Annotated in this window: 17 protein-coding genes and 2 riboswitches; of the genes, 10 read left to right on the plus strand and 7 right to left on the minus strand. The window is 63.3% G+C overall.

Translation table 11 applies throughout. The features are described 5' to 3' along the window. Nucleotides 1–185: 185 nt before the first annotated feature. Nucleotides 186–3,896, minus strand: coding sequence for a methionine synthase (gene metH / locus CKW25_RS12440; RefSeq protein ID WP_095079543.1), 3,711 nt, complete (start codon nucleotides 3,894–3,896; stop codon nucleotides 186–188). A gap of 154 nt (nucleotides 3,897–4,050) precedes the next feature. Between metH and CKW25_RS12445 the strand changes: the two genes are divergently transcribed. Both CKW25_RS12445 and nfuA read left to right on the plus strand, forming a co-directional pair. Beyond that, nucleotides 4,051–6,342, plus strand: a complete 2,292-nt coding sequence (locus tag CKW25_RS12445) for a fatty acid cis/trans isomerase (protein ID WP_095079548.1) — start codon at nucleotides 4,051–4,053, stop codon at nucleotides 6,340–6,342. A gap of 134 nt (nucleotides 6,343–6,476) precedes the next feature. Beyond that, nucleotides 6,477–7,061 (plus strand): Fe-S biogenesis protein NfuA, encoded by a 585-nt coding sequence (nfuA, locus tag CKW25_RS12450; RefSeq protein WP_007941757.1) that lies wholly within the window; start codon nucleotides 6,477–6,479, stop codon nucleotides 7,059–7,061. Between the two features lie 171 nt (nucleotides 7,062–7,232). Here nfuA and cobM read toward each other — a convergent pair whose 3' ends face one another. The 4 genes from cobM to CKW25_RS12470 form a co-directional block, all read right to left on the minus strand. Next, nucleotides 7,233–7,979, minus strand: coding sequence for a precorrin-4 C(11)-methyltransferase (cobM, locus tag CKW25_RS12455; RefSeq protein WP_095079553.1), 747 nt, complete (start codon nucleotides 7,977–7,979; stop codon nucleotides 7,233–7,235). A gap of 80 nt (nucleotides 7,980–8,059) precedes the next feature. Further along, nucleotides 8,060–8,473, minus strand: coding sequence for a cobalamin biosynthesis protein (locus tag CKW25_RS12460; protein WP_095079559.1), 414 nt, complete (start codon nucleotides 8,471–8,473; stop codon nucleotides 8,060–8,062). Beyond that, a complete protein-coding gene (locus CKW25_RS12465) occupies nucleotides 8,470–9,171 on the minus strand; it encodes a CbtA family protein (RefSeq protein ID WP_095079561.1) in 702 nt (233 codons plus the stop codon). The genes CKW25_RS12460 and CKW25_RS12465 overlap by 4 nt, the downstream gene beginning before the upstream one ends. Before the next feature lie 11 nt (nucleotides 9,172–9,182). Then, nucleotides 9,183–9,374, minus strand: coding sequence for a CbtB-domain containing protein (locus CKW25_RS12470; protein ID WP_095079563.1), 192 nt, complete (start codon nucleotides 9,372–9,374; stop codon nucleotides 9,183–9,185). A 97-nt stretch (nucleotides 9,375–9,471) separates the two neighbouring features. Then, a riboswitch (cobalamin riboswitch) is annotated at nucleotides 9,472–9,694 on the minus strand. Nucleotides 9,695–9,935: 241 nt separating this feature from the next. Beyond that, nucleotides 9,936–10,147, plus strand: a riboswitch (cobalamin riboswitch). A gap of 98 nt (nucleotides 10,148–10,245) precedes the next feature. Between CKW25_RS12470 and cobW the strand changes: the two genes are divergently transcribed. The 4 genes from cobW (at nucleotide 10,246) to CKW25_RS12490 (ending at nucleotide 16,935) form a co-directional block, all read left to right on the plus strand. Continuing rightward, on the plus strand, nucleotides 10,246–11,313 hold the full coding sequence (gene cobW / locus CKW25_RS12475; protein ID WP_095079564.1) for a cobalamin biosynthesis protein CobW: 1,068 nt from the start codon (nucleotides 10,246–10,248) through the stop codon (nucleotides 11,311–11,313). 3 nt (nucleotides 11,314–11,316) lie between these two features. After that, complete coding sequence (gene cobN, locus CKW25_RS12480) at nucleotides 11,317–15,090, plus strand: cobaltochelatase subunit CobN (protein ID WP_095079565.1); 3,774 nt, start codon at nucleotides 11,317–11,319, stop codon at nucleotides 15,088–15,090. Between the two features lie 178 nt (nucleotides 15,091–15,268). Next, nucleotides 15,269–16,276, plus strand: coding sequence for an ATP-binding protein (locus CKW25_RS12485; protein WP_095079567.1), 1,008 nt, complete (start codon nucleotides 15,269–15,271; stop codon nucleotides 16,274–16,276). Between the two features lie 53 nt (nucleotides 16,277–16,329). Continuing rightward, the gene (locus CKW25_RS12490; protein ID WP_371855052.1) at nucleotides 16,330–16,935 is read left to right on the plus strand and encodes a VWA domain-containing protein; all 606 of its coding nucleotides are present in this window, start codon (nucleotides 16,330–16,332) and stop codon (nucleotides 16,933–16,935) included. A 41-nt stretch (nucleotides 16,936–16,976) separates the two neighbouring features. Here CKW25_RS12490 and CKW25_RS12495 read toward each other — a convergent pair whose 3' ends face one another. Both CKW25_RS12495 and CKW25_RS12500 read right to left on the minus strand, forming a co-directional pair. Further along, entirely contained in the window at nucleotides 16,977–17,234 is a 258-nt protein-coding gene (locus CKW25_RS12495; RefSeq protein ID WP_095079571.1) for a DUF2790 domain-containing protein, read from the minus strand. A 96-nt stretch (nucleotides 17,235–17,330) separates the two neighbouring features. Then, nucleotides 17,331–18,407 carry a GGDEF domain-containing protein gene (locus tag CKW25_RS12500; RefSeq protein ID WP_095079573.1) on the minus strand — a complete coding sequence of 359 codons (1,077 nt, stop codon included), beginning with the start codon at nucleotides 18,405–18,407 and terminating at the stop codon, nucleotides 17,331–17,333. Nucleotides 18,408–18,899: 492 nt separating this feature from the next. Between CKW25_RS12500 and CKW25_RS12505 the strand changes: the two genes are divergently transcribed. The 4 genes from CKW25_RS12505 (at nucleotide 18,900) to CKW25_RS12520 (ending at nucleotide 22,547) form a co-directional block, all read left to right on the plus strand. Next, nucleotides 18,900–19,289: a RidA family protein gene (locus CKW25_RS12505; RefSeq protein ID WP_095079575.1), complete on the plus strand. Its 390-nt coding sequence runs from the start codon at nucleotides 18,900–18,902 to the stop codon at nucleotides 19,287–19,289. Nucleotides 19,290–19,307: 18 nt separating this feature from the next. Beyond that, nucleotides 19,308–20,072 (plus strand): IclR family transcriptional regulator, encoded by a 765-nt coding sequence (locus tag CKW25_RS12510; RefSeq protein ID WP_095079576.1) that lies wholly within the window; start codon nucleotides 19,308–19,310, stop codon nucleotides 20,070–20,072. Between the two features lie 36 nt (nucleotides 20,073–20,108). Further along, the gene (locus tag CKW25_RS12515) at nucleotides 20,109–21,326 is read left to right on the plus strand and encodes an amino acid deaminase (protein WP_095079579.1); all 1,218 of its coding nucleotides are present in this window, start codon (nucleotides 20,109–20,111) and stop codon (nucleotides 21,324–21,326) included. A 285-nt stretch (nucleotides 21,327–21,611) separates the two neighbouring features. Continuing rightward, nucleotides 21,612–22,547 (plus strand): sugar kinase, encoded by a 936-nt coding sequence (locus CKW25_RS12520; RefSeq protein ID WP_095079580.1) that lies wholly within the window; start codon nucleotides 21,612–21,614, stop codon nucleotides 22,545–22,547. Nucleotides 22,548–22,562 lie beyond the last annotated feature (15 nt).

The following is a 22,562-nucleotide window of genomic DNA, read 5'->3' on the forward strand; positions in this document are numbered from 1 at the left end:
GACCTCATGAGTCATGTTTGATTTCAGACTTCCCTATCAGCTCGCTGAGTGTTCAAGCCGTGCTGTGTGCGCCGATTCGACGGTTGTCTAATCGGTTAGAGACGGTGCGGTCGTCAAAAGTTCGACCGCGGCCCGGGAATATCCGTCATCCGGGCACTGCAAGCAGTGCCCGGCTCATTGGGCTGTCAGTTGTCGTAACCCAGGTTCGGCGCCAGCCAGCGTTCACTCACGCTCAACTCCTGGCCTTTACGGGCGGTGTAGCTCTGCACCTGGTCCTTGTCGATCTTGCCCACGGCAAAGTACTGCGCCTGCGGGTGGGCGAAGTACCAGCCGCTGACGGCGGCAGCCGGGAACATCGCGTAGTGCTCGGTGAGGAACACGCCGCTGCGGCCCACCTTGAGTTCAGCAGCCTCGGGATCGAGCAACTTGAACAGCGTGCCTTTTTCGGTGTGATCCGGGCAGGCCGGGTAGCCGGGGGCAGGGCGGATACCGCTGTACTGCTCCTTGATCAAGGCTTCGTTGTCCAGCGCTTCGTCCTTGGCGTAACCCCAGTAGTCTTTGCGTACCTGCTGGTGCAGCCACTCGGCGCAGGCTTCGGCCAGGCGGTCGGCCAGGGCCTTGACCATGATCGAGTTGTAGTCGTCGCCAGCGTCCTGGTAGGCCTTGGCCACTTCTTCGGCACCGATGCCGGCGGTGGTGATGAAGCCGCCGACGTAGTCGGTGACGCCGCTGTCTTTCGGGGCGACGAAGTCGGCCAGGGAGAAGTTCGGCTTGCCGTCGGTCTTGATGATCTGCTGGCGCAGGTGATGCAGGCGCGCCAGCGGCTTGCCGTCGTCACCGTAGACTTCCAGGTCGTCGTCGTGCACCTGGTTGGCCGGCCAGAAGCCGAACACCGCACGGGCGCTGATCAGTTTCTCGTCGATCAGTTTGGCGAGCATCTCCTGGGCGTCGGCGTACAGCGCGGTAGCGGCTTCACCCACCACTTCATCCTGCAGGATGCGCGGGAATTTGCCGGCCAGGTCCCAGGAAATGAAGAACGGTGTCCAGTCGATGTACTCGGCCAGCACCTTCAGGTCGATGTTGTCCAGCACCTTGGCGCCGGTGAAGGTCGGTTTCACCGGCTCGTAGCTGCTCCAGTCGAATTGCGGTTTCTTGGCAATCGCGGCCGGGTAGCTCAGGCGCTCGGTACGGGCGCTGCGGTTGGCGGTGCGTTCGCGGACCTCGACGTATTCCTTGCGGGTTTTCTCGACGAAGCCGGCCTTCAGCTCCTTGGACAGCAACTGCGTGGCCACGCCCACGGCGCGGGAGGCGTCGGTGACGTAGACCACGGCGTCGTTGCTGTACTTGGGCTCGATCTTCACCGCGGTGTGCGCCTTGGAGGTGGTCGCGCCACCGATCATCAGCGGCAAGTGGAAGTCCTGGCGCTGCATTTCGCGCGCCACGTGGACCATCTCATCCAGCGACGGGGTGATCAGGCCGGACAGGCCGATGATGTCGCACTTCTGCTCCTTGGCCACCTGGAGGATTTTTTCCGCCGGCACCATCACGCCCAGGTCGACGATGTCGTAGCCGTTACAGCCCAGCACCACGCCGACGATGTTCTTGCCGATGTCATGCACGTCGCCTTTTACCGTCGCCATCAGGATCTTGCCCTTGGCTTCGGGCTTGTCGCCTTTTTCCAGTTCGATGAACGGGATCAGGTGGGCCACGGCCTGCTTCATCACGCGGGCGGACTTCACCACCTGGGGCAGGAACATCTTACCGGCGCCGAACAGGTCGCCGACGATGTTCATGCCGGACATCAGCGGGCCTTCGATGACTTCGATCGGCCGCGCGAACGACTGCCGGGATTCTTCGGTGTCTTCGACGATGTGGGTGGTGATGCCTTTGACCAGGGCGTGTTCCAGGCGCTTGTTGACGTCCCAGTTGCGCCATTCTTCGGTTTCGGCTTCCTTGACGCTGCCATCGCCCTTGTACTGGTCGGCAATGGCGAGGAGGGCGTCGGTGCCTGCCGGGGTGCGGTTGAGCACCACGTCTTCCACGGCGTCGCGCAGTTGCACCGGGATCTGGTCGTAGATCTCCAGTTGGCCGGCGTTGACGATACCCATGGTCAGGCCGGCGCGGATCGCGTGCAGCAGGAACACCGAGTGGATGGCTTCACGCACCGGGTTGTTGCCCCGGAACGAGAACGACACGTTGGACACGCCGCCCGAGGTCAGGGCATACGGCAGTTCGTCGCGGATGTAGGCACAGGCGTTGATGAAGTCCACGGCATAGTTGTTGTGTTCTTCGATGCCGGTGGCCACGGCGAAGATGTTCGGGTCGAAGATGATGTCTTCCGGCGGGAAGTCCACGTCGTTGACCAGAATGTCGTAGGAGCGTTTGCAGATTTCTTTCTTGCGCGCTTCGGTGTCGGCCTGGCCGGCTTCGTCGAAGGCCATCACCACCACGGCGGCGCCGTAGCGCTTGCACAACCTGGCGTGATGAATGAACTGCTCGACGCCTTCCTTCATGCTGATGGAGTTGACGATGCCCTTGCCCTGGATGCACTTGAGGCCGGCTTCGATCACTTCCCACTTGGAGGAGTCGATCATGATCGGTACGCGGGAGATGTCCGGCTCGCCGGCAATCAGATTGAGGAAGGTCACCATGGCCTTCTTCGAATCGAGCATGCCTTCGTCCATGTTGATGTCGATCACCTGGGCACCGGCTTCAACCTGCTGCAGGGCGACTTCCAGGGCCTCGGTGTAGTTGTCTTCACGGATCAGCCGGGCGAACTTGGCGGAGCCGGTGATGTTGGTCCGCTCGCCGACGTTGACGAACAACGAGTTGCGATCAATGGTGAACGGCTCCAGGCCCGACAGGCGGCAGGCCTTGGGGATGTCCGGAATCTGCCGTGGCGCATGGCCGGCGACGGCCTTGGCGATGGCTTCGATGTGCCCCGGGGTGGTGCCGCAGCAACCACCGACGATATTGAGGAAGCCGCTCTGGGCGAACTCTTCGATGACCTTGGCAGTTTCGGCCGGCAGTTCATCGTACTCGCCGAATTCGTTCGGCAGGCCGGCATTGGGGTGTGCCGAGACATAGGTGCTGGCCTTGTTCGACAGCTCTTCCAGGTACGGGCGCAACTCACGGGCACCGAGGGCGCAGTTCAGGCCGACGGAAATCGGCTTGGCGTGGGCGATGGAGTTCCAGAAGGCTTCGGTGGTCTGGCCGGACAGGGTGCGGCCGGACGCATCGGTGATGGTCCCGGAGATCATGATCGGCAATTCGAAACCGACATCCTCGAAAACGCCCTGGACGGCGAAGATCGCGGCCTTGGCGTTCAGGGTGTCGAAAATGGTTTCGATCAGGATCAGGTCGGCGCCGCCTTCGATCAGGCCTTTGGTGGCCTCGGTGTAGTTCTCCACCAGTTCGTCGAAGGTCACGTTGCGGTAGCCGGGGTTGTTCACATCCGGCGACAGCGAGCAGGTACGGCTGGTCGGGCCCAGGACACCGGCAACGAAGCGCGGTTTATCCGGGGTTTCCAGGGTCTTGGCGTCGGCGACCTTGCGTGCCAGGCGTGCGCCTTCTACGTTCAACTCATACGCCAGGCCCTGCATGCCGTAGTCGGCCTGGGATACCTGGGTGGCGTTGAAGGTGTTGGTTTCCAGAATGTCGGCGCCGGCATCCAGGTATTGCTTCTCGATCGCTCCGATCACATCCGGGCGACTCAGTACCAGCAAGTCATTGTTGCCCTTGACGTCGCTTGGCCAGTCGGCGAAGCGCTTGCCACGGTAGTCCTGCTCCTCGAGCTTGAAGCTCTGGATCATGGTGCCCATGCCGCCATCGAGAATCAGGATGCGCTCTTTGAGGGCTTGCTTGAGGGCGTGAAGGCGAGCACTGCGATCGGACATAGGACTACCTGGTAAGGCCATTACGAAGGGTCGGAATCATAGCAAACCTGTATGCTTTTAGAGCATGAGCAGGATTTGCATGAATATCGCTCATGTTGGTGCCGGGCCTGGACCGGTAGAATCGCGGCGTTTTTTCATGAACGGGACCAGGGACATGTCGTATCGCGTATTCATCAGCCTCGTTGTGCTGTTTATCAGCACGGGCGCCACAGCACAGGGAGCGGTGCCGGCGATCTCCTATACCCGCGACATCCAGCCGATCTTCACGGAAAAATGCGTGGCGTGCCATGCCTGCTACGACGCCGCCTGTCAGCTCAACCTGGGCAGTGGCGAGGGCGCGGCACGGGGGGCGAGCAAGACGCCGGTCTACGCCGGCGATCGCAGCAAGGCGTCGGCCCCGACCCGCCTGTACTATGACGCGTTTGGCAAGGCTGCCTGGCAGCGCAAGGACTTCTACTCGGTACTCGATGCCCAGGGCAGCCAGGCCGGGCTGATGGCACGCATGCTGGAACTGGGGCACCAGACCCCCTTGCAACTCAACGCCAAGCTGCCGGAAGACATCGTTCTGGGCCTGAACCGGGCCAACATGTGTTCGCAGACCGGCGAATTCGACGGCTATGCCAAAGAGCACCCGAAAGAGGGCATGCCCCTGGCCGTGACCGGCTTGACCAGCCAGCAGTACCAGACCCTGCAGCGCTGGCTGGCCTCGGGTGCGCCCATCGATGAGCAAGGGCTGGCGCCCAGCGCGCGGGAAGCCTTGCAGATCGTGCAATGGGAAAACCTGCTCAATGCCCCGGGGGCTCGCGAAAGCCTGGTGGCGCGCTGGCTGTTCGAGCACCTGTTCCTCGCGCACCTGTATTTCAAGGAGGGCGAACAGGGGCACTTCTTCCAGTGGGTACGCTCACGCACGCCGACCGGCCAGCCCATCGACCTGATCAACAGCCGCCGCCCCAACGACGATCCGGGTACCCAGGTGTATTACCGCCTGTGGCCGGTGCAAGGGGTGATCGTGCACAAGACCCACATCACCTACCCACTGAGCCCGGCGAAAATGGCCCGGATCAAGAGCCTGTTCTATAGCGGCAACTGGCAGGTCGACGCCTTGCCCGGTTACGGGCCGGAGCGCCGTGCCAATCCGTTCCAGACGTTCCAGGCGATCCCGGCACAAGCGCGTTATCAGTTCATGCTCGATAACGCCGAGTACTTCGTGCGCACCTTTATTCGCGGGCCGGTGTGTCGCGGGCAGATCGCAACCGATGTGATCCGCGATAACTTCTGGGCCTTGTTCCAGGCCCCCGAGCATGATCTGTACATCGTCGATCCGAACTACCAGGCGCAAGCCACGCCATTGCTGGCCATGCCCGGTCAGAACGACGACGTGGGCAGCGTGCTGAGCCTGTGGCACGCCTACCGCGACAAGCGCAACGAGTACGAAGCCCTGCGCCGCGACAACTACGCCGATGCACCCGCGCCCAGCTGGTCGAGCTTGTGGGCGGGCAATGACAACGCCTTGCTGAGCATCTTCCGCCATTTCGACAGCGCCTCGGTGACCAAGGGCCTGATCGGCGACGTGCCGCAAACGATGTGGCTGTTCGATTTTCCGCTGCTGGAGCGCACCTATTATCAGTTGGCGGTGAATTTCGATGTGTTCGGCAATGTCTCCCATCAGGCGCAGACCCGACTGTATTTCGACCTGATCCGCAACGGCGCCGAGCAGAACTTCCTGCGCTTGATGCCGGCTGATTCGCGTGACGGTTACCTGGACGATTGGTACCAGAACAGCGGCCAGTTGAAGTTGTGGCTGGATTACGAAAGCATCGACGACGATACGCCGACGGCCTTGAAGCTCGATGACAAAGACCCCAAGCGCGATTTTGCCAATCAATTGCTGGCCCGCTATGGCGACCTGAACGCCCGGCCCGACCCGATCAACCGCTGCAACGGTGCCTACTGCTCACGGCCCAACATCGACCCGGCCCTGCAGGGGGCCGAACAGGCGTTGAGCCGCCTGACATCGCGCCCGGCGGCCGGCCTCAAGGTCATCGACCTGCTCCCCGAAGCGACCATGCTGCGCATTGAAACCGCCAGCGGCAAACGCGAGGTCTACAGCCTGCTGCGCAACCGCGCCCACAGCAACGTCGCATTCATGGTCGGCGAAGCGCTGCGCTATCAGCCGGGCATGGACACGCTGACCCTCTATCCCGGGGTACTCAGCAGCTACCCCAACTTCATGTTCAACATTCCGGCCCGGGAAGTACCGGAGTTCGTCGAAGATATGGAATACGCCAAGGATACCCAGCGCTTCGAGAGAATCGTCGGGCGCTGGGGGATTCGTCGCAGTCACCCGCTGTTCTGGGTGTATTTCCATGACTTGAGCCGCTACATCCACGAAACCGACCCGGTGGAAGAGGGTGTGCTGGACATGAACCGCTTCGAAAACCTCTGACCGGCCTTTGATCAGGGGAACCCGGGGGCGCTTGCATTCGCAGGAAGGCAGCGCTTCTTTCCCGACAGAAATACTAGGACTTTGTCCGGCACGATGATTGGCGTAAACTGCGCCCAAGCCTGCGAGGAATTTCCATGACCGCCATTACCATTACCGACGCCGCCCACGATTATCTGGCTGATCTGCTCTCCAAGCAGAACACCCCGGGGATCGGCATTCGGGTCTTTATCACCCAGCCTGGCACTCAATACGCCGAAACCTGCATTGCGTACTGCAAGCCGGGCGAAGAAAAACCTGAAGACACCGCGCTGGGGCTCAAGAGCTTCACCGCGTACATCGATCACTTCAGCGAAGCCTTCCTGGACGACGCCGTGGTCGACTACGCCACGGACCGCATGGGCGGCCAACTGACCATCAAGGCGCCAAACGCCAAAGTACCGATGGTCAACGCCGACAGCCCGGTCAACGAGCGCATCAACTACTACCTGCAAACCGAAATCAACCCGGGGCTGGCCAGCCACGGCGGTCAGGTCAGCCTGATCGATGTAGTGGAAGACGGCATCGCCGTGCTGAAGTTCGGTGGCGGCTGCCAGGGCTGCGGCCAGGCCGACGTGACCTTGAAGGAAGGCATCGAGCGCACGCTGCTCGAGCGTATTCCCGAGCTCAAGGGCGTACGCGACGTGACCGACCACACGCAGAAAGAAAACGCCTACTACTAATAAGGTGTTCGCTGCGAGATTGAAAAACGGCGCTGTGGCGAGGGAGCTTGCTCCCGCTCGATTGCGAAGCAGTCGCCTACCTGCCGATGCATTTTCCCGTGATGAATGCGTTGGCAGGTCTTGGGGCCGCGTTGCGGTCCAGCGGGAGCAAGCTCCCTCGCCACAGGTGCTTCAAGGCCTATACAGGTGCGCATGCCCCGCCCGGTACAGCGATGACTCACTGAAGTTGTCGGCCGCCAGCACCCGTCCCACCAGAATCAGCGCCGTACGCCGAAACCCCTTGGCGTTCACCTTGCCGACGATATCCGTCAGCGTCCCGGTCACCCAATCCTGATCCGGCCAACTGGCCCGGTGAACCACCGCGATCGGACAGTCCGCACCGTAGTGGGGCAGCAGCTCGGCGACGATTTTTTCCAGGTGGTTGACCCCCAGGTGAATCGCCATGGTCGCGCCATGCCGGGCCAGGCTGCTGAACTCTTCGCCCGCCGGCATGGCCGTCTTGTCGGCGTAGCGCGTCAGGATCACGCTTTGCGAGATGTCCGGTAGCGTCAGCTCGGCCCCCAGCAGTGCGGCACAGGCCGCGGTGGCGGTGACGCCGGGGATGATCTCGAACGGAATCCGCAGCTCGCGCAGGTAGCGGATCTGCTCGCCGATCGCCCCATACAGGCTGGGGTCGCCGGAATGCACGCGGGCCACATCCTGGCCTTGGGCATGGGCGGTCTTGATCAGCTCGATGATCTGTTCCAGGTGCAGTTCGGCGCTGTTGACCACCGTTTCGGCGTGATGGCCGTCAAGAACTGCGGCGGGCACCAGTGAGCCGGCATAGATGATCACCGGGCAGCTGCGGATCAGCCGCTGGCCCTTGACGGTGATCAGTTCCGGGTCGCCGGGACCTGCGCCAATGAAGTAGACGGTCATGGCCGGCTCCTGAGAAAAAGGGGTCAAGGCAGGCTTCAGATGAAGTTTGCTCATGATCGAAGGGGCGATTATCGGGGATTTTACGCAGCGCAGGCCAATGCAAAGGTCGCCTGGGCGTATTTTTGTCGGCAGATCAGCAGTCTGGCCGGGGCCTGGGCCAGGTGTTCGGCCAGGGCCAGCGCGGCACTTTCGGCGACGCCATAACAGCCGGTGCGCTCAAAAGCGATTTCCGAGTGGTGGCTCAGTTGCGGGTGGTAGCCGGCCAACTGTTCGCTGCTGAAGTATGTCATCGGCAATCCCAGCTGCGCGGCCAACTCGATCAGCCCCGGCTCATCCCGCTTCAGGTCGATGCTGGCCAGGGCCTTGATCGCCTGCAACTGGATGTGATGAGCCTCCAGTGCCTGGTCGAGCAATGCGCGCAGCGTACTCGCCGGGCAGCCACGCTGGCAGCCCAGGCCAACCACCAGGGTCGGCGCTGCGCGGTTTTCACTCATGCGTTGTATCGACCTTCGCTTTTGCGGCGGAACAACCAGGCACTGATCAGGCCCAGGGCCAGCCAGAAAGCCATGTTGGTCAGCTGCGAAGCGATTTTGAATTGGGTCTCCAATGCTTCAGGCGCCAGCATCGAGTGAACTTCAGGTTGTGGGGCTCCAATGACATGGGGCACAGCCAGAATCGCGGCACCGAGAACTTTCAGCAGCCAGTTTTTGCCAAACGCGATCAGGGCGATGCCAGCTGCCGTCGAGGCCGCGGTGCCAATCCACCAGGTTTGCCGTTGCGCCAGGTCGGCAGCGGCGGTGCCCGGCAACTCGGGTGGTAGGCCGAGCGTCGGGGCGAGGACGAACGTCGCATAGCCGGCCAGGCCCCAGAGCAGACCCTGGGCGGTGCGGCGGGGCGCGCGCAAGGTGTAGAGGCCGGCCAGCATCAGGGCGAAACCAACAGCCACCACCAGATTACCGCCCGTGGTCGACAGCACACGCTGCCAGCCGTCTTCCGGGGCCCAGGCCTCGGCATCGTGAGTGTGAGCGGCCACGGCGCCTTCGGCGTGTTCATGCACTTCGGTTGCCGGAGCACTTTCGAAGGTTTCGGCCTGAAGAATCAGTGGTGCGACCCAGAAGCTTTGCAGCAGGGTGAGTAGCAGGGCGGCCAGCAGCCCGGAGAAGCCTGCGGTTTGCGCGATTCGCTTGATCATGTCGGCAGGTCTCAATGGCACGGGAAGGCGGCGCTGTGACGGGTATCGTGGGCCGCGTTGTGCACCGCTTCGATGTGCGAGAAACCGGCGAAGTACACCAGGCACGCGCCCAGGATCGAGACGCTGACAGCGACAACGAGGCGTTGGCTCAGGGTGGTCGTGGTGCTGGCGGTGGCGTGGCGAGTGTTGCTGATGATCGACATGGCGCTTCCCTCTGGTCAGTCAGGGGTGAATCGAGCGCATGAAAACCCCGCGAGCCGGGCACGCAGAGGCTAAAACAGCGCCCGCCCACCGCGGGTTTGTTATCTATGTGTTGCGGGCCGGTCTCCGGGCTCACGAGGGGTTGGCAATCGCCACACCAGCAAGCATCACCTTCCCATGCCGCAGTGGCACAGTGGATCTGATGCTTCGCTCGCTTACCGTTGCGGGGGCAGCACCGGACTGACATGGCTTGGAGTAAAGCACATGATTCACCGGTTTCCCGTTTCACCCTGTGAAGGGCACCCGTAACAAGGCGTGTAGGAGAGCATGGGCGGGGGATTCGCGTCAATTGGCAAGCGTTCTCAAGCGCGGCCGAACCCTGTGGCGAGGGAGCTTGCTCCCGCTCGGCCGGTCCGCGTTCGGGGCGAAGCCGTCGCAAGTCCGGTGGATGTGGTGTACCAGAAAGAACCCAGAGGGCCGCTTTGCGACCCAGCGGGAGCAAGCTCCCTCGCCACAGTGCATCGCAATCAACCTGTGAACATTGACCCGCCCCCGCACCATGCGTAGCCTTGCGCTTTCGAGGTTCTTCGGCGCATGCGTCGAAGCTAAGAAGGGAACGCGGTCAATGCCGCGGCTGCCCCCGCAACTGTGAACGGTGCTGTTTCTGCCAGGCCACTGCACGCTTGATCCCAAGCGGCGGGAAGGCGCAGAAGCCGCCAGTCGAAAGACCGGCCCACCGTCAGCCAGGAGACCTGCCTCGACACAGATTCTCACTACAACCGGGCGGGGTGATCCGGTGGCGAACTCTTCCCGCGCGCGTTTGCGTTGCCGGTTCTCGTCTCGTATGCCCGCCACCTAGCCAAAGGGCATCCGATGAAAACACTGGCCAAACTCCCCGTCACCATCGTTACCGGTTTCCTCGGCTCGGGCAAAACCACCTTGCTGCGGCACATGCTCGATAACGCCCAGGGTCGGCGCATCGCGGTGATCGTCAACGAGTTTGGCGAGCTGGGCATCGACGGGGAAATCCTCAAGCAGTGCGCCATCGGTTGCACCGAGGAAGAGGCCAGCGGTCGCGTGTATGAACTGGCCAACGGCTGCCTGTGCTGCACCGTCCAGGAGGAGTTCTTCCCGGTGATGCGCGAGTTGGTGGCCCGTCGCGGCGACCTCGACCACATTCTCATCGAAACCTCGGGCCTGGCCCTGCCAAAACCGTTGGTCCAGGCCTTCCAGTGGCCGGAAATCCGCAGCGCCTGCACGGTGGACGCCGTGATCACCGTGGTCGACAGCCCGGCCGTGGCCGCCGGCACCTTCGCCGCCTTCCCGGATCAGGTCGACGCCCAGCGCAAACTGGACCCGAACCTGGACCACGAATCGCCGCTGCACGAACTGTTCGCCGACCAACTGGCCAGCGCCGACCTGGTGATCCTCAACAAGGCCGACCTGATCAACCCCGCCGACCTGGCCCGCGTGCGCCTGGAAGTCGCCGAAGAGCTACCGCCAGCGGTGAAGATCATCGAGGCCAGCAGCGGTCGCCTGCCGCTGGACGTGCTGATCGGCCTGGGTGCAGGCTCCGAAGAGCGCATCGACAGTCGTCACAGCCATCACGATCACCATCACGACGGTGCTGACCATGATGACCACGATCACGACGCCTTCGATTCAATCTCCATCGAACTGCCGCAAACCGACGAAAGCCTGCTGCTGGATGCCTTGACCCAACTGGTGGTCCAGCACGGCATCCTGCGGGTCAAGGGTTTCGCGGCGATCCCGAACAAGCCGATGCGGCTGCTGATCCAGGGCGTGGGCAGCCGTTTCGACAAGCACTTCGACCGCCAGTGGGGCGCCGATGAAGCGCGCACCACGCGCCTGGTGCTGATCGGCCAGGCGCTGGACGCGGCCTTGCTCGAAGCGCAACTGCGCGCCGCGCTCAGCGTTTAACCCATGCACCTGCTCAGGACCCAGCCTGGCGGTTTCGTCGCCGATGACAACATTGCCGACCTGGGCCAGACCCCGGCCGAGCTGGTGATCCTGTGCAGCGGTGATTCCAGCCTGGCACTGCTGGCCGAAGCGGCGCAGCAGCTGCCCGAGGACTACCCGAGCCTGCGCCTGGCCAACCCGATGCAGGTGCAGAATCATGCCTCGGTCGACCTGTATGTCGACCAGGTGCTGCGCCACGCCAAGGTGATTCTGCTCTCGTTGCACGGCGGCATCGCCTATTGGCGCTATGGCATTCAACGGTTGGTGGAGCTGTCGCAGCGGGGCGTGCAGCTGATTCTGGTGCCGGGCGACGACCGTCCCGACCCGGAACTCAGCGACTTGAGCAGTGTGCCAGTCGCCGACCGTGAGCGGCTTTGGCACTTCCTGCGCCAGGGCGGCAAAGACAACGCCCTGGACCTCTATCGTTGCCTGGCCAGTCGCTGGCTGGGCCGTGATTACCCGTGGGCCGAACCGCAGGTTCTGCCGCGCACCGCGCTTTACCATCCGCACAAGAGCAACGCCACCCTGGGCGATTGGCAAGCCGACTGGCAGGCCGGTCAGCCGGTGGCGGCGGTGCTGTTCTACCGCTCACATTTGCAGGCCGCCAACACCGCCTTCATCGATGTGTTCTGCCAGCGCTTGCAGGCGGCGGGGCTCAACCCGCTGCCGATCGCGCTGGCCAGCCTGAAAGAGCCCGGCTGCCTGACAGTGGTCGAAGACTGGCTGGACGAGGTGCAGGCCGCGGTGATTCTCAACACCACCGGGTTCGCCCAATCCAGCCCTGAAGCGCCGCACCTGCGGCCGTTCCGTCGCAACATCCCGGTGATCCAGGCCATCTGCGCCCAGGACAACGAGCCGGGCTGGCGGGACAGCGAGCAAGGCCTGGGCCCCCGGGACCTGGCCATGCACATTGCCTTGCCGGAACTCGACGGGCGGATCATCAGCCGCCCCATCAGTTTCAAGGACCTGGCCTGGCGCAGCGAGCGCAGCCAGTCGGACGTGGTCTGCTACCGTGCGCAACCCGAGCGCATGGATTTCGTCGCCGAGCTGGCGCGGCGCTGGGTCGAGCTGGGACGGGTGGCCAATGGGCACAAACGCATTGCACTGATCCTCGCCAACTACCCGACCCGCGACGGCCGGATCGGCAACGGGGTAGGGCTGGACACCCCGGCGGCAGCGCTGAACATCTTGCGGGCGTTGCACGTCGAAGGTTACCCGCTGCCCGCCGACTTGCCGCACAGCGGTACCGAGTTGATCCAGCAGTTGCTTGGCGGCGTCAGCAATGACCTGGAAACGATCGACCTGCGCCCCTGCCAGCAAAGCCTGGCGCTGGACGACTACCACGCGATGTTCAACGCCTTGCCCGAGGCCAATCGCAACGCCGTGCTGGAACGCTGGGGTCCGCCGCAAGGCGATCCGATGTTCCGCGATGGGTGCATGATGGTGGCCGGCCTGCGCTTTGGCCTGACCTTTGTCGGCATTCAACCGGCGCGTGGTTATCAGGTTGATCCGAGCGCGGTCTATCACGACCCGGACCTGGTGCCCCCTCATGGCTACCTGGCGTTCTATTTCTGGTTGCGCAAGGCTTACGGCGCCCACGCCCTGATCCATGTGGGCAAGCACGGCAACCTGGAATGGCTGCCGGGCAAGGGGGTGGGGTTGTCCGAGAGCTGCTGGCCGGATGCATTGCTGGGGCCGCTGCCGAATATCTACCCGTTCATCGTCAACGACCCGGGCGAAGGTGCCCAGGCCAAGCGCCGTACCCAGGCGGTGATCATCGATCACCTGATGCCGCCCCTGACCCGTGCCGAAACCTACGGCCCGCTGCGCAATCTGGAGCTATTGGCCGACGAGTATTACGAAGCCCAATTGCTCGACCCGCGTCGCGCGCGGGAGCTGCAACGGGACATCCTCAAGCTGGTGCGTGAAACCCATATCGACCGCGAACTGCAACTGGACGAGCGACTCGACGGCGAGGCGGATGCCGCGATCTGGTTACCGCGCCTGGACACCTATTTGTGCGACCTGAAAGAGTCGCAGATTCGCGATGGCCTGCATGTGTTCGGCGAGTCGCCGGGTGGGCGTCTGCGGATCGACACCTTGTTGGCCTTGCTGCGCATTCCGCGCGGCGACGGGCGGGGTGCGCAGTCGAGTCTGTTGCGCGCCCTGGCCAAGGCCTTCGCCCTGGGTTTTGACCCACTCGATTGCGAGTTGTCCGATCCGTGGACCGGTCCCCGGCCGGCTGCCTTGCTGAGCCTGAGTGACGAGGTGTGGCGCACGGCAGGCGACACGCGCGAACGCCTTGAGTGGTTCGCTGCGCAGTTGATCGAACAGGCCCTGGGGGCTGACGTGCCGTCGTTGGATCAACCCGGATGGACTGAGGTCGCTGCAATCATCGACAGCCTGCGCCAAGTGGTCGCGCCGCGTCTGGATGCCTGCGGCCCGGCGGAAATGCGCGGCTTGCTGGATGCCCTGGCGGGGCGTTTTGTCCCGGCCGGCCCTAGCGGCGCGCCGAGTCGCGGGCGCCTGGATGTGCTGCCCACCGGCCGCAACTTTTACTCGGTGGACGTGCGCAACCTGCCGACCACCACCGCCTGGCGTATCGGTTTTCAGTCGGCCAGCCTGATTCTCGAGCGGCACCTGCAGGACCACGGCGATCATTTGCGCCAGTTGGGGCTGTCAGTCTGGGGCACGGCGACCATGCGCACCGGGGGCGATGATATCGCCCAGGCGATGGCGCTGATGGGCGTACGCCCGGTGTGGGCCACGGGCAGCCAGCGGGTCGACGATTTCGAAATACTGCCCTTGAGCCTGCTGGACCGGCCACGGGTGGACGTGACCTTGCGGGTGTCCGGGTTCTTCCGCGATGCCTTCGCCAACCTGATCCGGCTGTTCGACGCCGCCGTGCAAGCGGTGGCCGCGCTGGATGAGCCCGACGACATGAATCCGCTGGCGGCCAAGGTCCGCGCCGAGCGTGAAGCCTTGATGGCATCGGGGCTGGCGGCAGCCGATGCTGCGCGGCAGGCCGGTTGGCGCATCTTCGGTGCCAAGCCCGGGGCCTATGGCGCAGGCGTGCAGGGCGCCATCGACGGGCGCTTGTGGCAAAGCCGCGATGATCTGGCCGAGGTCTACCTGAACTGGGGTGGCTACGCCTATGGCGGCGCCGATGAAGGCACGGCTGCCCGCGAGCAGTTTGCCCAGCGTTTGAGCCAGGTCCAGGCGGTGTTGCAGAACCAGGACAACCGCGAGCACGACTTGCTCGATTCCAACGACTACTACCAGTTCCAGGGCGGCATGCTCGCTGCCGTGGAAAGCCTGAGCGGTGCAGCGGCGGCGAGTTATCACGGCGATCACAGCCAGCCGGACCTGCCGAAGATCCGCACGCTGAAGGAAGAGCTGAACCGGGTCATCCGTTCCCGTGCCGCCAACCCGAAATGGATCGAAGGGGTCAAGCGCCATGGCTACAAAGGTGCGTTTGAGCTGGCGGCCACGGTGGACAATCTGTTCGCCTTCGACGCCACCACACAGCTGATCGACGACCATCAATATGCCTTGCTGGCCGACGCCTATCTGCTCGATCCCTCGACCCGCGAGTTCGTCCGCCAGCATAATCCCCACGCCCTGCGCGACATGACCGAGCGCCTGCTGGAAGCCCAGCAGCGCGGGATGTGGCAGGAACCGGGCGAGTACCGCGAAGCGCTGGAGAATCTGCTGCTGGATATCGAGGAAGACGGCTAGCGAAAAAGCCCAAGCCGGAACACACCTGTGGCGAGGGAGCTTGCTCGCGCTGGGCTGCACAGCAGCCCCAAAAACCTGAGAACACACCGCAGATTCAGGTTTTACGACGGCGGACCGGCCGACGGGAGCAAGCTCCCTTGCCACCGTGACATTACCGACCATGAAGAGAAAACCCGACATGACCGACATCCCTCATTTTCCGCTGTCCGCCGTGGTCGGCGCCGATGCCCTGAAACTGGCGCTGTGCCTGACCGCCATCGACCCGAAGATCGGCGGTGTGCTGATCGAAGGGCCGCGAGGCATGGCCAAGTCCACCCTGGCGCGAGGCTTGGCCGATCTGCTGGCCAGCGGGCAGTTCGTCACCTTGCCGTTGGGCGCGACCGAGGAACGCCTGGTCGGCACCCTGGACCTCGATGCGGCGCTGGGCGAGGGCCGGGCACAGTTTTCCCCCGGCGTATTGGCCAAGGCCGACGGCGGCGTGTTGTACGTCGACGAAGTGAACCTGCTGCCCGACCACCTGGTGGACTTGCTGCTCGACGTGGCGGCCAGCGGCACCAACCTGATCGAGCGTGACGGCATTTCCCATCGGCATTCGGCGCGCTTCGTGCTGATCGGCACGATGAACCCGGAAGAAGGTGAATTGCGTCCGCAATTGCTCGATCGATTCGGCCTGAACGTTGCCCTCAGCGGTCACACCGCGCCCCTTGAGCGCGGACAGATCATCCGTCGTCGACTGGATTTCGACAGCGATCCCCAGGGCTTTTGCGCTCAGTGGGAAAGCCCGCAGCAGGCACTGCGTGAACGCTGCCAGCAGGCGCGTATGGCGCTGGCAACGATCCCGCTCGACGACCAGGCGCTGGCGCAGATCACCGAGCGTTGTTTCGCCGCCGGGGTCGATGGCTTGCGCGCTGACCTGGTGTGGCTGCGCGCGGCGCGGGCCCATGCTGCGTGGCGGGGGGCGGCGGCCATCAGCGAGGTCGACATCGACGCGGTCGCCGAGTTTGCCCTGCGTCATCGGCGTCGCGATACGCCGCCGTCTGCCCCGAGCCAGAATCATTCGCCAGACACCGCTACCGCGCCATCGGCCAATCCTGGTGAAGGCCAGGGGCAGTGGGGTGACATGCCCGCCCAGGCACTGCCCACCGGTGCGCGTCGTGAAGTGCCGAGCTGGCCAAAAAAGCCTTAGGCATTCGCCCTCGATCTGACGCGGGGGCGAATGCCAGGCCCCGGGCAGGACGCTTGAACAATGGCCGGCAGGGACAGTGTCGGGCGGCACGCAGTGGTGCGGTGAACTGGCCGGGGACGCTGCTCAACGGTCGGCCGCGGCACTACCAGGATCTGCTGTTTCATCTGCGCAGCCGCGCCCCCCACGAGGTGTGGCTGGTGATCGTCGATGCCTCGGCCTCCACTCGCCGCCATCAGGCGCTGAGCGATGCCAAGGGCCTGTTGGCGCAGTTGTTCGACGACGCTTACCGTCAGCGTGCGCGGTTGGCCTTGTTGACGGCCAGTGGTAGCGCGCCCAAGTGGCAGGTACAAGGCCTGAAGGCCTCGGGCAGTTTGCGCGACTGGCTCCAGACGCTGGGTGCCGGCGGCGGCACGCCGTTGCTGGCCGCGCTGGAACAGGCCGCGCAGTGGTTGGCGCAACGTCAGAAGCGCTTCGGGGCCGAGCAGCAGCGGCTATTGCTGTTGACCGACGGACGCCTCAGGCATTGGCCGGCGCTGCCCGTGTTCGATTGCCCGAGCCTGCTGGTCGACATCGAGCGCGGCCCCATTCGGCTCGGACGCGCCAAGGCCCTGGCCTGTGACCTGAATGCCGAGTATCGACACATCGATCAACCTGACTAGGCACCCGGTGTGTCGGTGATGACCGGAGGCGGGGTGCTGGTTCAACCCTGGTCGATGCAGCCATCGCCAAAGGCCTGGTAGCGCAGTGTGCGCAACACACCTTGGTGGTCCAGATAGGTCAATTCTCGCGGGCCGATGCCGCAATAGTTGTAGTCGGACGTCGAGATGACTTCGGCGATATCCAGGCGGGTCGAGAAACTGTAGTCCTCCATGATCGGCGGGGTGCCGCTGGCGACGGTGTTGGCGGCAGCCGCGGTGCTCAGGGAGACCAGGGCCAGGGCAAGCAAGGCAGTTTTCATGATGGGGTGCTCGTGGTGGCGACTGAATGATTTCAGTGACCGTACGACGAACCCCAGGGCGGTTTATTCCCCGGTCACGCTCAGGATAACCGCTGTTTACTGATGAAAGGTGTAGCGGTCCTTGCCGGTGTGTTTTGATGCATACAAGGCCTCGTCAGCCTTGATCAGCGCCTGGTTCAAGGTATCGCCATCCTCAACCAGGGCCAGGCCGATGCTGATGGTCACCGGGTGCTCGCCGGGCTCGTCACGCACCACCTGGCACAGGCGGGCCGCCAGGGTCTCGACATCCCCGCGCCGGACCCCGGGCAGGTAGATCGCGAACTCTTCGCCGCCGAGCCGGGCGTACTCGTGATCGCGCATGACGGCCTTGATGTGGGCGGCAATGTGTTTGAGCACCACGTCACCCGTGTCGTGCCCATGCACATCGTTCACCTTCTTGAAGTTGTCGATGTCGATCATTGCCAGGTAGTGATCCTGCTCGCGGGGGATTGCCTGCAGGTGTTTGCCGGCCTTGGCCATGAACGAGCGGCGATTGGGGATCTCGGTCAGGGTGTCTATGTAGGCCTGGTCCAGCAACAGTTTGGAGGTGATGTAGGCGTAGAGCTTGGCCTCGCGCAACGTGAGGAAGCTGTAGAGGATCAGTGCGCAGAGGAACACCGAGTAGCAGAGGGTCATGGTGCCCTTGAGGGCGAGCAGTTTGATATCGGTGTTGTAGAACGGATTGAGAACCACCCAGGTAATCACCTGCGCACAGTAGAACGACCAGCGGCTCAGGGGCATCACCGAGGCACTGTAGAGCAGGCTGGAAGCGCCCAGTACCAGCCAGGCCGGGTGCAGGGGGGCGGGCAATCCGTTGATGAGCAGGCGGATGCCCAGGCTCATCGTCAGCACGAATATCACGTTGAGGACGTGAAAGTGCCGGGCCTTGCGCGTGAACAGCAAAATGGTCGCAAGGATCAGGTAGGTCCCCAGAAACACCAGCGACAGGTAGCTGAAGCCTTGGCCGCCAATGAAGCCGACAATCAGGTCGAAGACCAGCCAGATCACAATGCTGGCGATGTAGATCAACAGGCAGAATCTGTGCAGCCGCTCGAATTGGTGTTGTGCGAACTCCGCTTGCAAGGCCGCCGGAGGCGCTTTTTTCAGGACTTCATCTTCAATGGTCTTGTACATCGCCGGCCCTGTTCCGATCTTGGTTGTCCAGAATCACCCGCCCCTGGGCGATAGCGCAAGGAGAACAAACGGGGTGCCGGCACCATCCTGCCGCCAAGCCTGAATGCCACAGCCGGGTGACTACCGGACACCCTCATGACGTTGGAAGACATTCATCGTTCCGAGGCATCGTGAAGCATTGGCGCTGTAGCCAGCAGGCCTTCATAGGGATCCAGAACCTGAATAAAAGCAGTCAACACTGGGGTTGTCCAATCCGCATCGTGCTTGTTCGATGTTGATCAGCCGCAGGTTTCACGCGTGCCATCGACGCACCGACAGAGCGATTGGGCTGGGATTCTGCCGTTGGGCTGTGGCACACTCCGGTCATTCATTCCGCTATTGCATATATAGGTCCGCTATAGCGGAATTTGTCGCTCAAATGATGGCAGTGCCACGCTTGGCGAAACCACTGCGCAACGCCCGATTTGATTCTTTTCGAGCAGGAGATACACCATGAGCATTACTCGTTACGGCACCGGCAGCACCGCCGGTGGTGGTCAGCCCCGTCCTTTCGCCCGTGCCGTTGAAGCCGATGGCTGGCTGCATGTGTCCGGCCAGGTGCCAGCGGTGAATGGCGAAATCATTGTCGGTGGCATCGTCGAGCAGACCCACCAGACTATCCGCAACCTGATCGCCATCCTCGAAGAAGCCGGTTACGGTCTCGAAGACGTGGTGCGCACGGGCGTGTGGCTGGAAGACCCGCGGGACTTCTGGAGCTTCAACAAGGTGTTCTCCGAGTACTTCAGCCCCGAGCACGCCCCGGCCCGTGCCTGCGTGCAAGCGAGCATGATGGTCGACTGCAAGGTCGAGATCGACTGCGTCGCCTACAAGAAAAAGGCCTGAAGGCGGGAACTCCCTGACATGACCGAAGACACCATCAAGCGCCGGGCTCGCGGCCTGGACCGGGCATTCGACATCCTCGATTTCCTCAAGGAAATCGGCCAGCCACTGCGCCCCAACGATATCGCCAGTGGCATCGGCAGCCCGAAATCCACGGTCTACGAGCTGGTTGCCGCATTGCTGGAGCGACGGATTCTCGAGCCGGTAGGCAAGGACGGTCATGTCTACCTGGGTCGTCAGCTGTACTTCCTCGGGCAGGCGCACTTGCGCCATTTCGACCTCACCCGTGAGGCCGACCAGGCGTTGCAGGAGATTGTCCGCCAGACCCGGGAGACCGCGCAGATGTGCCTGCTCAACGGGCGCAAGTACACCGTGGCATTGATGAAAGAGGGCGAGCGGCACTTTCGTATCTCTTCGGACATCGGCGAGAACGCACCGATCCCGTGGACGGCATCCGGGCGCCTGTTGCTGGCGCATTTGAGCGACCAGCAAATCGTCGACCTGATCGACGAGGACGACTTCATCCTGCCTGATGGCGAACGCCTGCCGCTGGAGCGTTTTCTCGCCGAGATCCGTCAGGCCGGTGCCGAGGGTTTCTTCTCTTTCGACAGCGTCGCCGACACCTTTACCCATTGCTTCGCCGCACCGGTCAAAGATCCGTATGGGGTGGCCATCGCGACCCTGTGCATCGTCGCCCCACGGGTCGACGCCAAGAACAATTACTACGACTATCGCCGGGTGCTGATCGACAGCGCGAACAACCTGGCCCGTCGTATCAACGAATAGCGGCGCCGTACGCGGCTGCCTGTGAGGAGTGAGAACATGCCTGGTACCTTGAATATCGCAGTCGTGGAAAAGGGCGCCGCCCAGCCCGGTACTCATCTGGTGCGTGACGTCAGCCTGCCGGCGCTGGTGCTGCACCGCGATGCGCTGGAGCACAACATTCGCTGGATGCAGGCGTTCGTCAGCAACAGCGGTGCGCAACTGGCGCCCCATGGCAAGACCAGCATGACCCCGGCGCTGTTCCGCCGTCAGCTGGACGCTGGCGCCTGGGGGATCACCCTGGCCACGGCCGTGCAGACCCAGGCAGCCTATGCCCATGGCGTGCGCCGGGTGTTGATGGCCAACCAGTTGGTGGGCGCGCCGAACATGGCGTTGATCGCCGGGTTGCTGGCCGACCCCGCGTTCGAGTTCCATTGCATGGTCGACCACCCGGACAACGTGGCTGACCTCGGGGCCTTCTTCGCGGCAAGCGGTCGGCGCTTGAACGTGATGATCGAGTACGGCGTGGTCGGTGGCCGTTGCGGTTGCCGCAGCGAAGCCGAGGTGCTGGCGCTGGCCGAGGCCATCAAGGCTCAACCGGGCCTGGCCCTGACCGGTATCGAAGGGTACGAAGGGGTGATCCACGGTGATCATGCGGTCAGCGGCATCCGTGAGTTCGCCGCTTCCCTGGTGCGCCTGGCGGTACAGCTGCAGGACAGTGGCGCGTTCGCGATCGACACGCCGATCATCACCGCGTCGGGTTCGGCCTGGTACGACCTGATCGCCGAGTCCTTCGAAGCACAGAATGCCGGCGGACGCTTCCTCAGCGTGCTGCGCCCCGGCAGTTATGTGGCCCACGACCATGGCATTTATAAGGAGGCGCAGTGCTGCGTGCTGGACCGTCGCAGCGACCTGCACGAAGGCCTGCGCCCGGCGCTGGAAGTCTGGGCCCACGTGCAATCGTTGCCGGAGCCGGGCTTTGCGGTGATCGCCCTGGGCAAGCGCGATGTGGCCTATGACGCTGGCCTGCCGGTGCCATTGCGGCGGTATCGGGCGGGCGTGGTGCCGGCGGTGGGCGATGATGTCGGTGCCTGCAAGGTCACGGCGGTGATGGACCAGCACGCGTTCATGAACGTCGCGCCGGGTGTCGAGTTGCGGGTGGGCGACATCATTTCCTTCGGTACGTCACACCCGTGCCTGACCTTCGACAAGTGGCGCACCGGGTTGCTGGTGGATAAGCAGTTGACTGTCATCGAAAGCATGGAAACCTGCTTCTAAGGCGCCGGATCGAGGTGCGGTTTTCGCGGGCGGCGCGCTGCTTGCCCGCGATGAGGCCCTGATAGATCCCGCCATCACCGCAATGCTGTTCAGTTAAGGCGATGAGATCGTATTTGTAGGAGCAGCCGGTCGACGCTCGAGCGCTCGCGATGGACGTTAACGATTACGCATATTTTCTGAGTAACCGTGTAGTTCTTGAGTTCATCGCGAGCATGCTCGCTCCTACAACGGTCGGCGTTCGCTTAACTGAACGGCTTTGCGTTCATCACCGGAGAATTCATCCCCATGAACACCCTGAACCCAATGGGTCCGAATGCCCCGCGCATCGCCCTGATCGGCGAATGCATGATCGAATTGCAGCACCGTGCCGACGGCAGCCTGCAACAAAGCTTTGGCGGCGACACCTTGAACACCGCGGTGTACCTGTCACGCGCGTTGGGTGATCGAGCCACGGTGGACTACGTCACCGCGCTGGGCGATGACAGTTTCAGCGATGCCATGTGCCAGGCCTGGTCTGACGAAGGCATCGGCCTTGGCATGGTCCAGCGGCTACCGGGGCGTTTGCCTGGCTTGTACTGCATCCAGACCGATGCAGCGGGCGAGCGGCGCTTTCTCTACTGGCGCAACGAAGCCGCCGTGCGCGACTGCTTTACCACGCCGGCAGCGGCGCCGATTCTGGCGGCATTGCCGGAGTACGACGTGTTGTATTTCAGTGGCATCACCCTGGCGGTGCTGGGCGAGGAGGGGCGCAAGAGGCTCATCGAAACCCTGGCCGAGGCGCGCCGACGGGGAGCACGCATTGTCTTCGACAACAACTACCGGCCACGTTTGTGGAGCACCGTGGAGCAGGCCCGGACGGCGTACCGCCAGGTACTGCCCTACGTGGATCTGGCGCTGTTGACGCTGGACGACGAGCAGGCGCTGTTTCATTTCTCCGGCAGTGAAGCGGTGTTTGCCGCCTACCGGCAGATCGGTACGCCGGAAGTGGTACTCAAGCGTGGCGCCGAGCCGTGCCTGATTGATTGTGCCGGCGAACGGTTCGAAGTGCCGGCGCAGCGTGTCGAGCGGGTCGTGGATACCACTGCCGCCGGGGATTCGTTCAGCGCCGCGTACCTGGCCCGTCGGCTCAGTGGTGGCACTGCGGCGCAGGCGGCAGAAGCCGGACACCAGTTGGCGAGCCGGGTGATTCAGGCGCCGGGAGCGCTGATCCCCAGGGACTGAACAGGGTCAATGCGG

The sequence above is a fragment of the Pseudomonas sp. Irchel s3h17 genome, from assembly GCF_900187505.1.
GTDB lineage: Bacteria > Pseudomonadota > Gammaproteobacteria > Pseudomonadales > Pseudomonadaceae > Aquipseudomonas.

Excerpts from the sequence above, each read along its gene's own strand:
- metH (WP_095079543.1), bottom strand. The coding sequence starts at position 3,896 with ATGTCCGATCGCAGTGCTCGCCTTCACGCCCTCAAGCAAGCCCTCAAA.
- CKW25_RS12445 (WP_095079548.1), top strand. The coding sequence starts at position 4,051 with ATGTCGTATCGCGTATTCATCAGCCTCGTTGTGCTGTTTATCAGCACG.
- nfuA (WP_007941757.1), top strand. The coding sequence starts at position 6,477 with ATGACCGCCATTACCATTACCGACGCCGCCCACGATTATCTGGCTGAT.
- cobM (WP_095079553.1), bottom strand. The coding sequence starts at position 7,979 with ATGACCGTCTACTTCATTGGCGCAGGTCCCGGCGACCCGGAACTGATC.
- CKW25_RS12460 (WP_095079559.1), bottom strand. The coding sequence starts at position 8,473 with ATGAGTGAAAACCGCGCAGCGCCGACCCTGGTGGTTGGCCTGGGCTGC.
- CKW25_RS12465 (WP_095079561.1), bottom strand. The coding sequence starts at position 9,171 with ATGATCAAGCGAATCGCGCAAACCGCAGGCTTCTCCGGGCTGCTGGCC.
- CKW25_RS12470 (WP_095079563.1), bottom strand. The coding sequence starts at position 9,374 with ATGTCGATCATCAGCAACACTCGCCACGCCACCGCCAGCACCACGACC.
- cobW (WP_095079564.1), top strand. The coding sequence starts at position 10,246 with ATGAAAACACTGGCCAAACTCCCCGTCACCATCGTTACCGGTTTCCTC.
- cobN (WP_095079565.1), top strand. The coding sequence starts at position 11,317 with ATGCACCTGCTCAGGACCCAGCCTGGCGGTTTCGTCGCCGATGACAAC.
- CKW25_RS12485 (WP_095079567.1), top strand. The coding sequence starts at position 15,269 with ATGACCGACATCCCTCATTTTCCGCTGTCCGCCGTGGTCGGCGCCGAT.
- CKW25_RS12495 (WP_095079571.1), bottom strand. The coding sequence starts at position 17,234 with ATGAAAACTGCCTTGCTTGCCCTGGCCCTGGTCTCCCTGAGCACCGCG.
- CKW25_RS12500 (WP_095079573.1), bottom strand. The coding sequence starts at position 18,407 with ATGTACAAGACCATTGAAGATGAAGTCCTGAAAAAAGCGCCTCCGGCG.
- CKW25_RS12505 (WP_095079575.1), top strand. The coding sequence starts at position 18,900 with ATGAGCATTACTCGTTACGGCACCGGCAGCACCGCCGGTGGTGGTCAG.
- CKW25_RS12510 (WP_095079576.1), top strand. The coding sequence starts at position 19,308 with ATGACCGAAGACACCATCAAGCGCCGGGCTCGCGGCCTGGACCGGGCA.
- CKW25_RS12515 (WP_095079579.1), top strand. The coding sequence starts at position 20,109 with ATGCCTGGTACCTTGAATATCGCAGTCGTGGAAAAGGGCGCCGCCCAG.
- CKW25_RS12520 (WP_095079580.1), top strand. The coding sequence starts at position 21,612 with ATGAACACCCTGAACCCAATGGGTCCGAATGCCCCGCGCATCGCCCTG.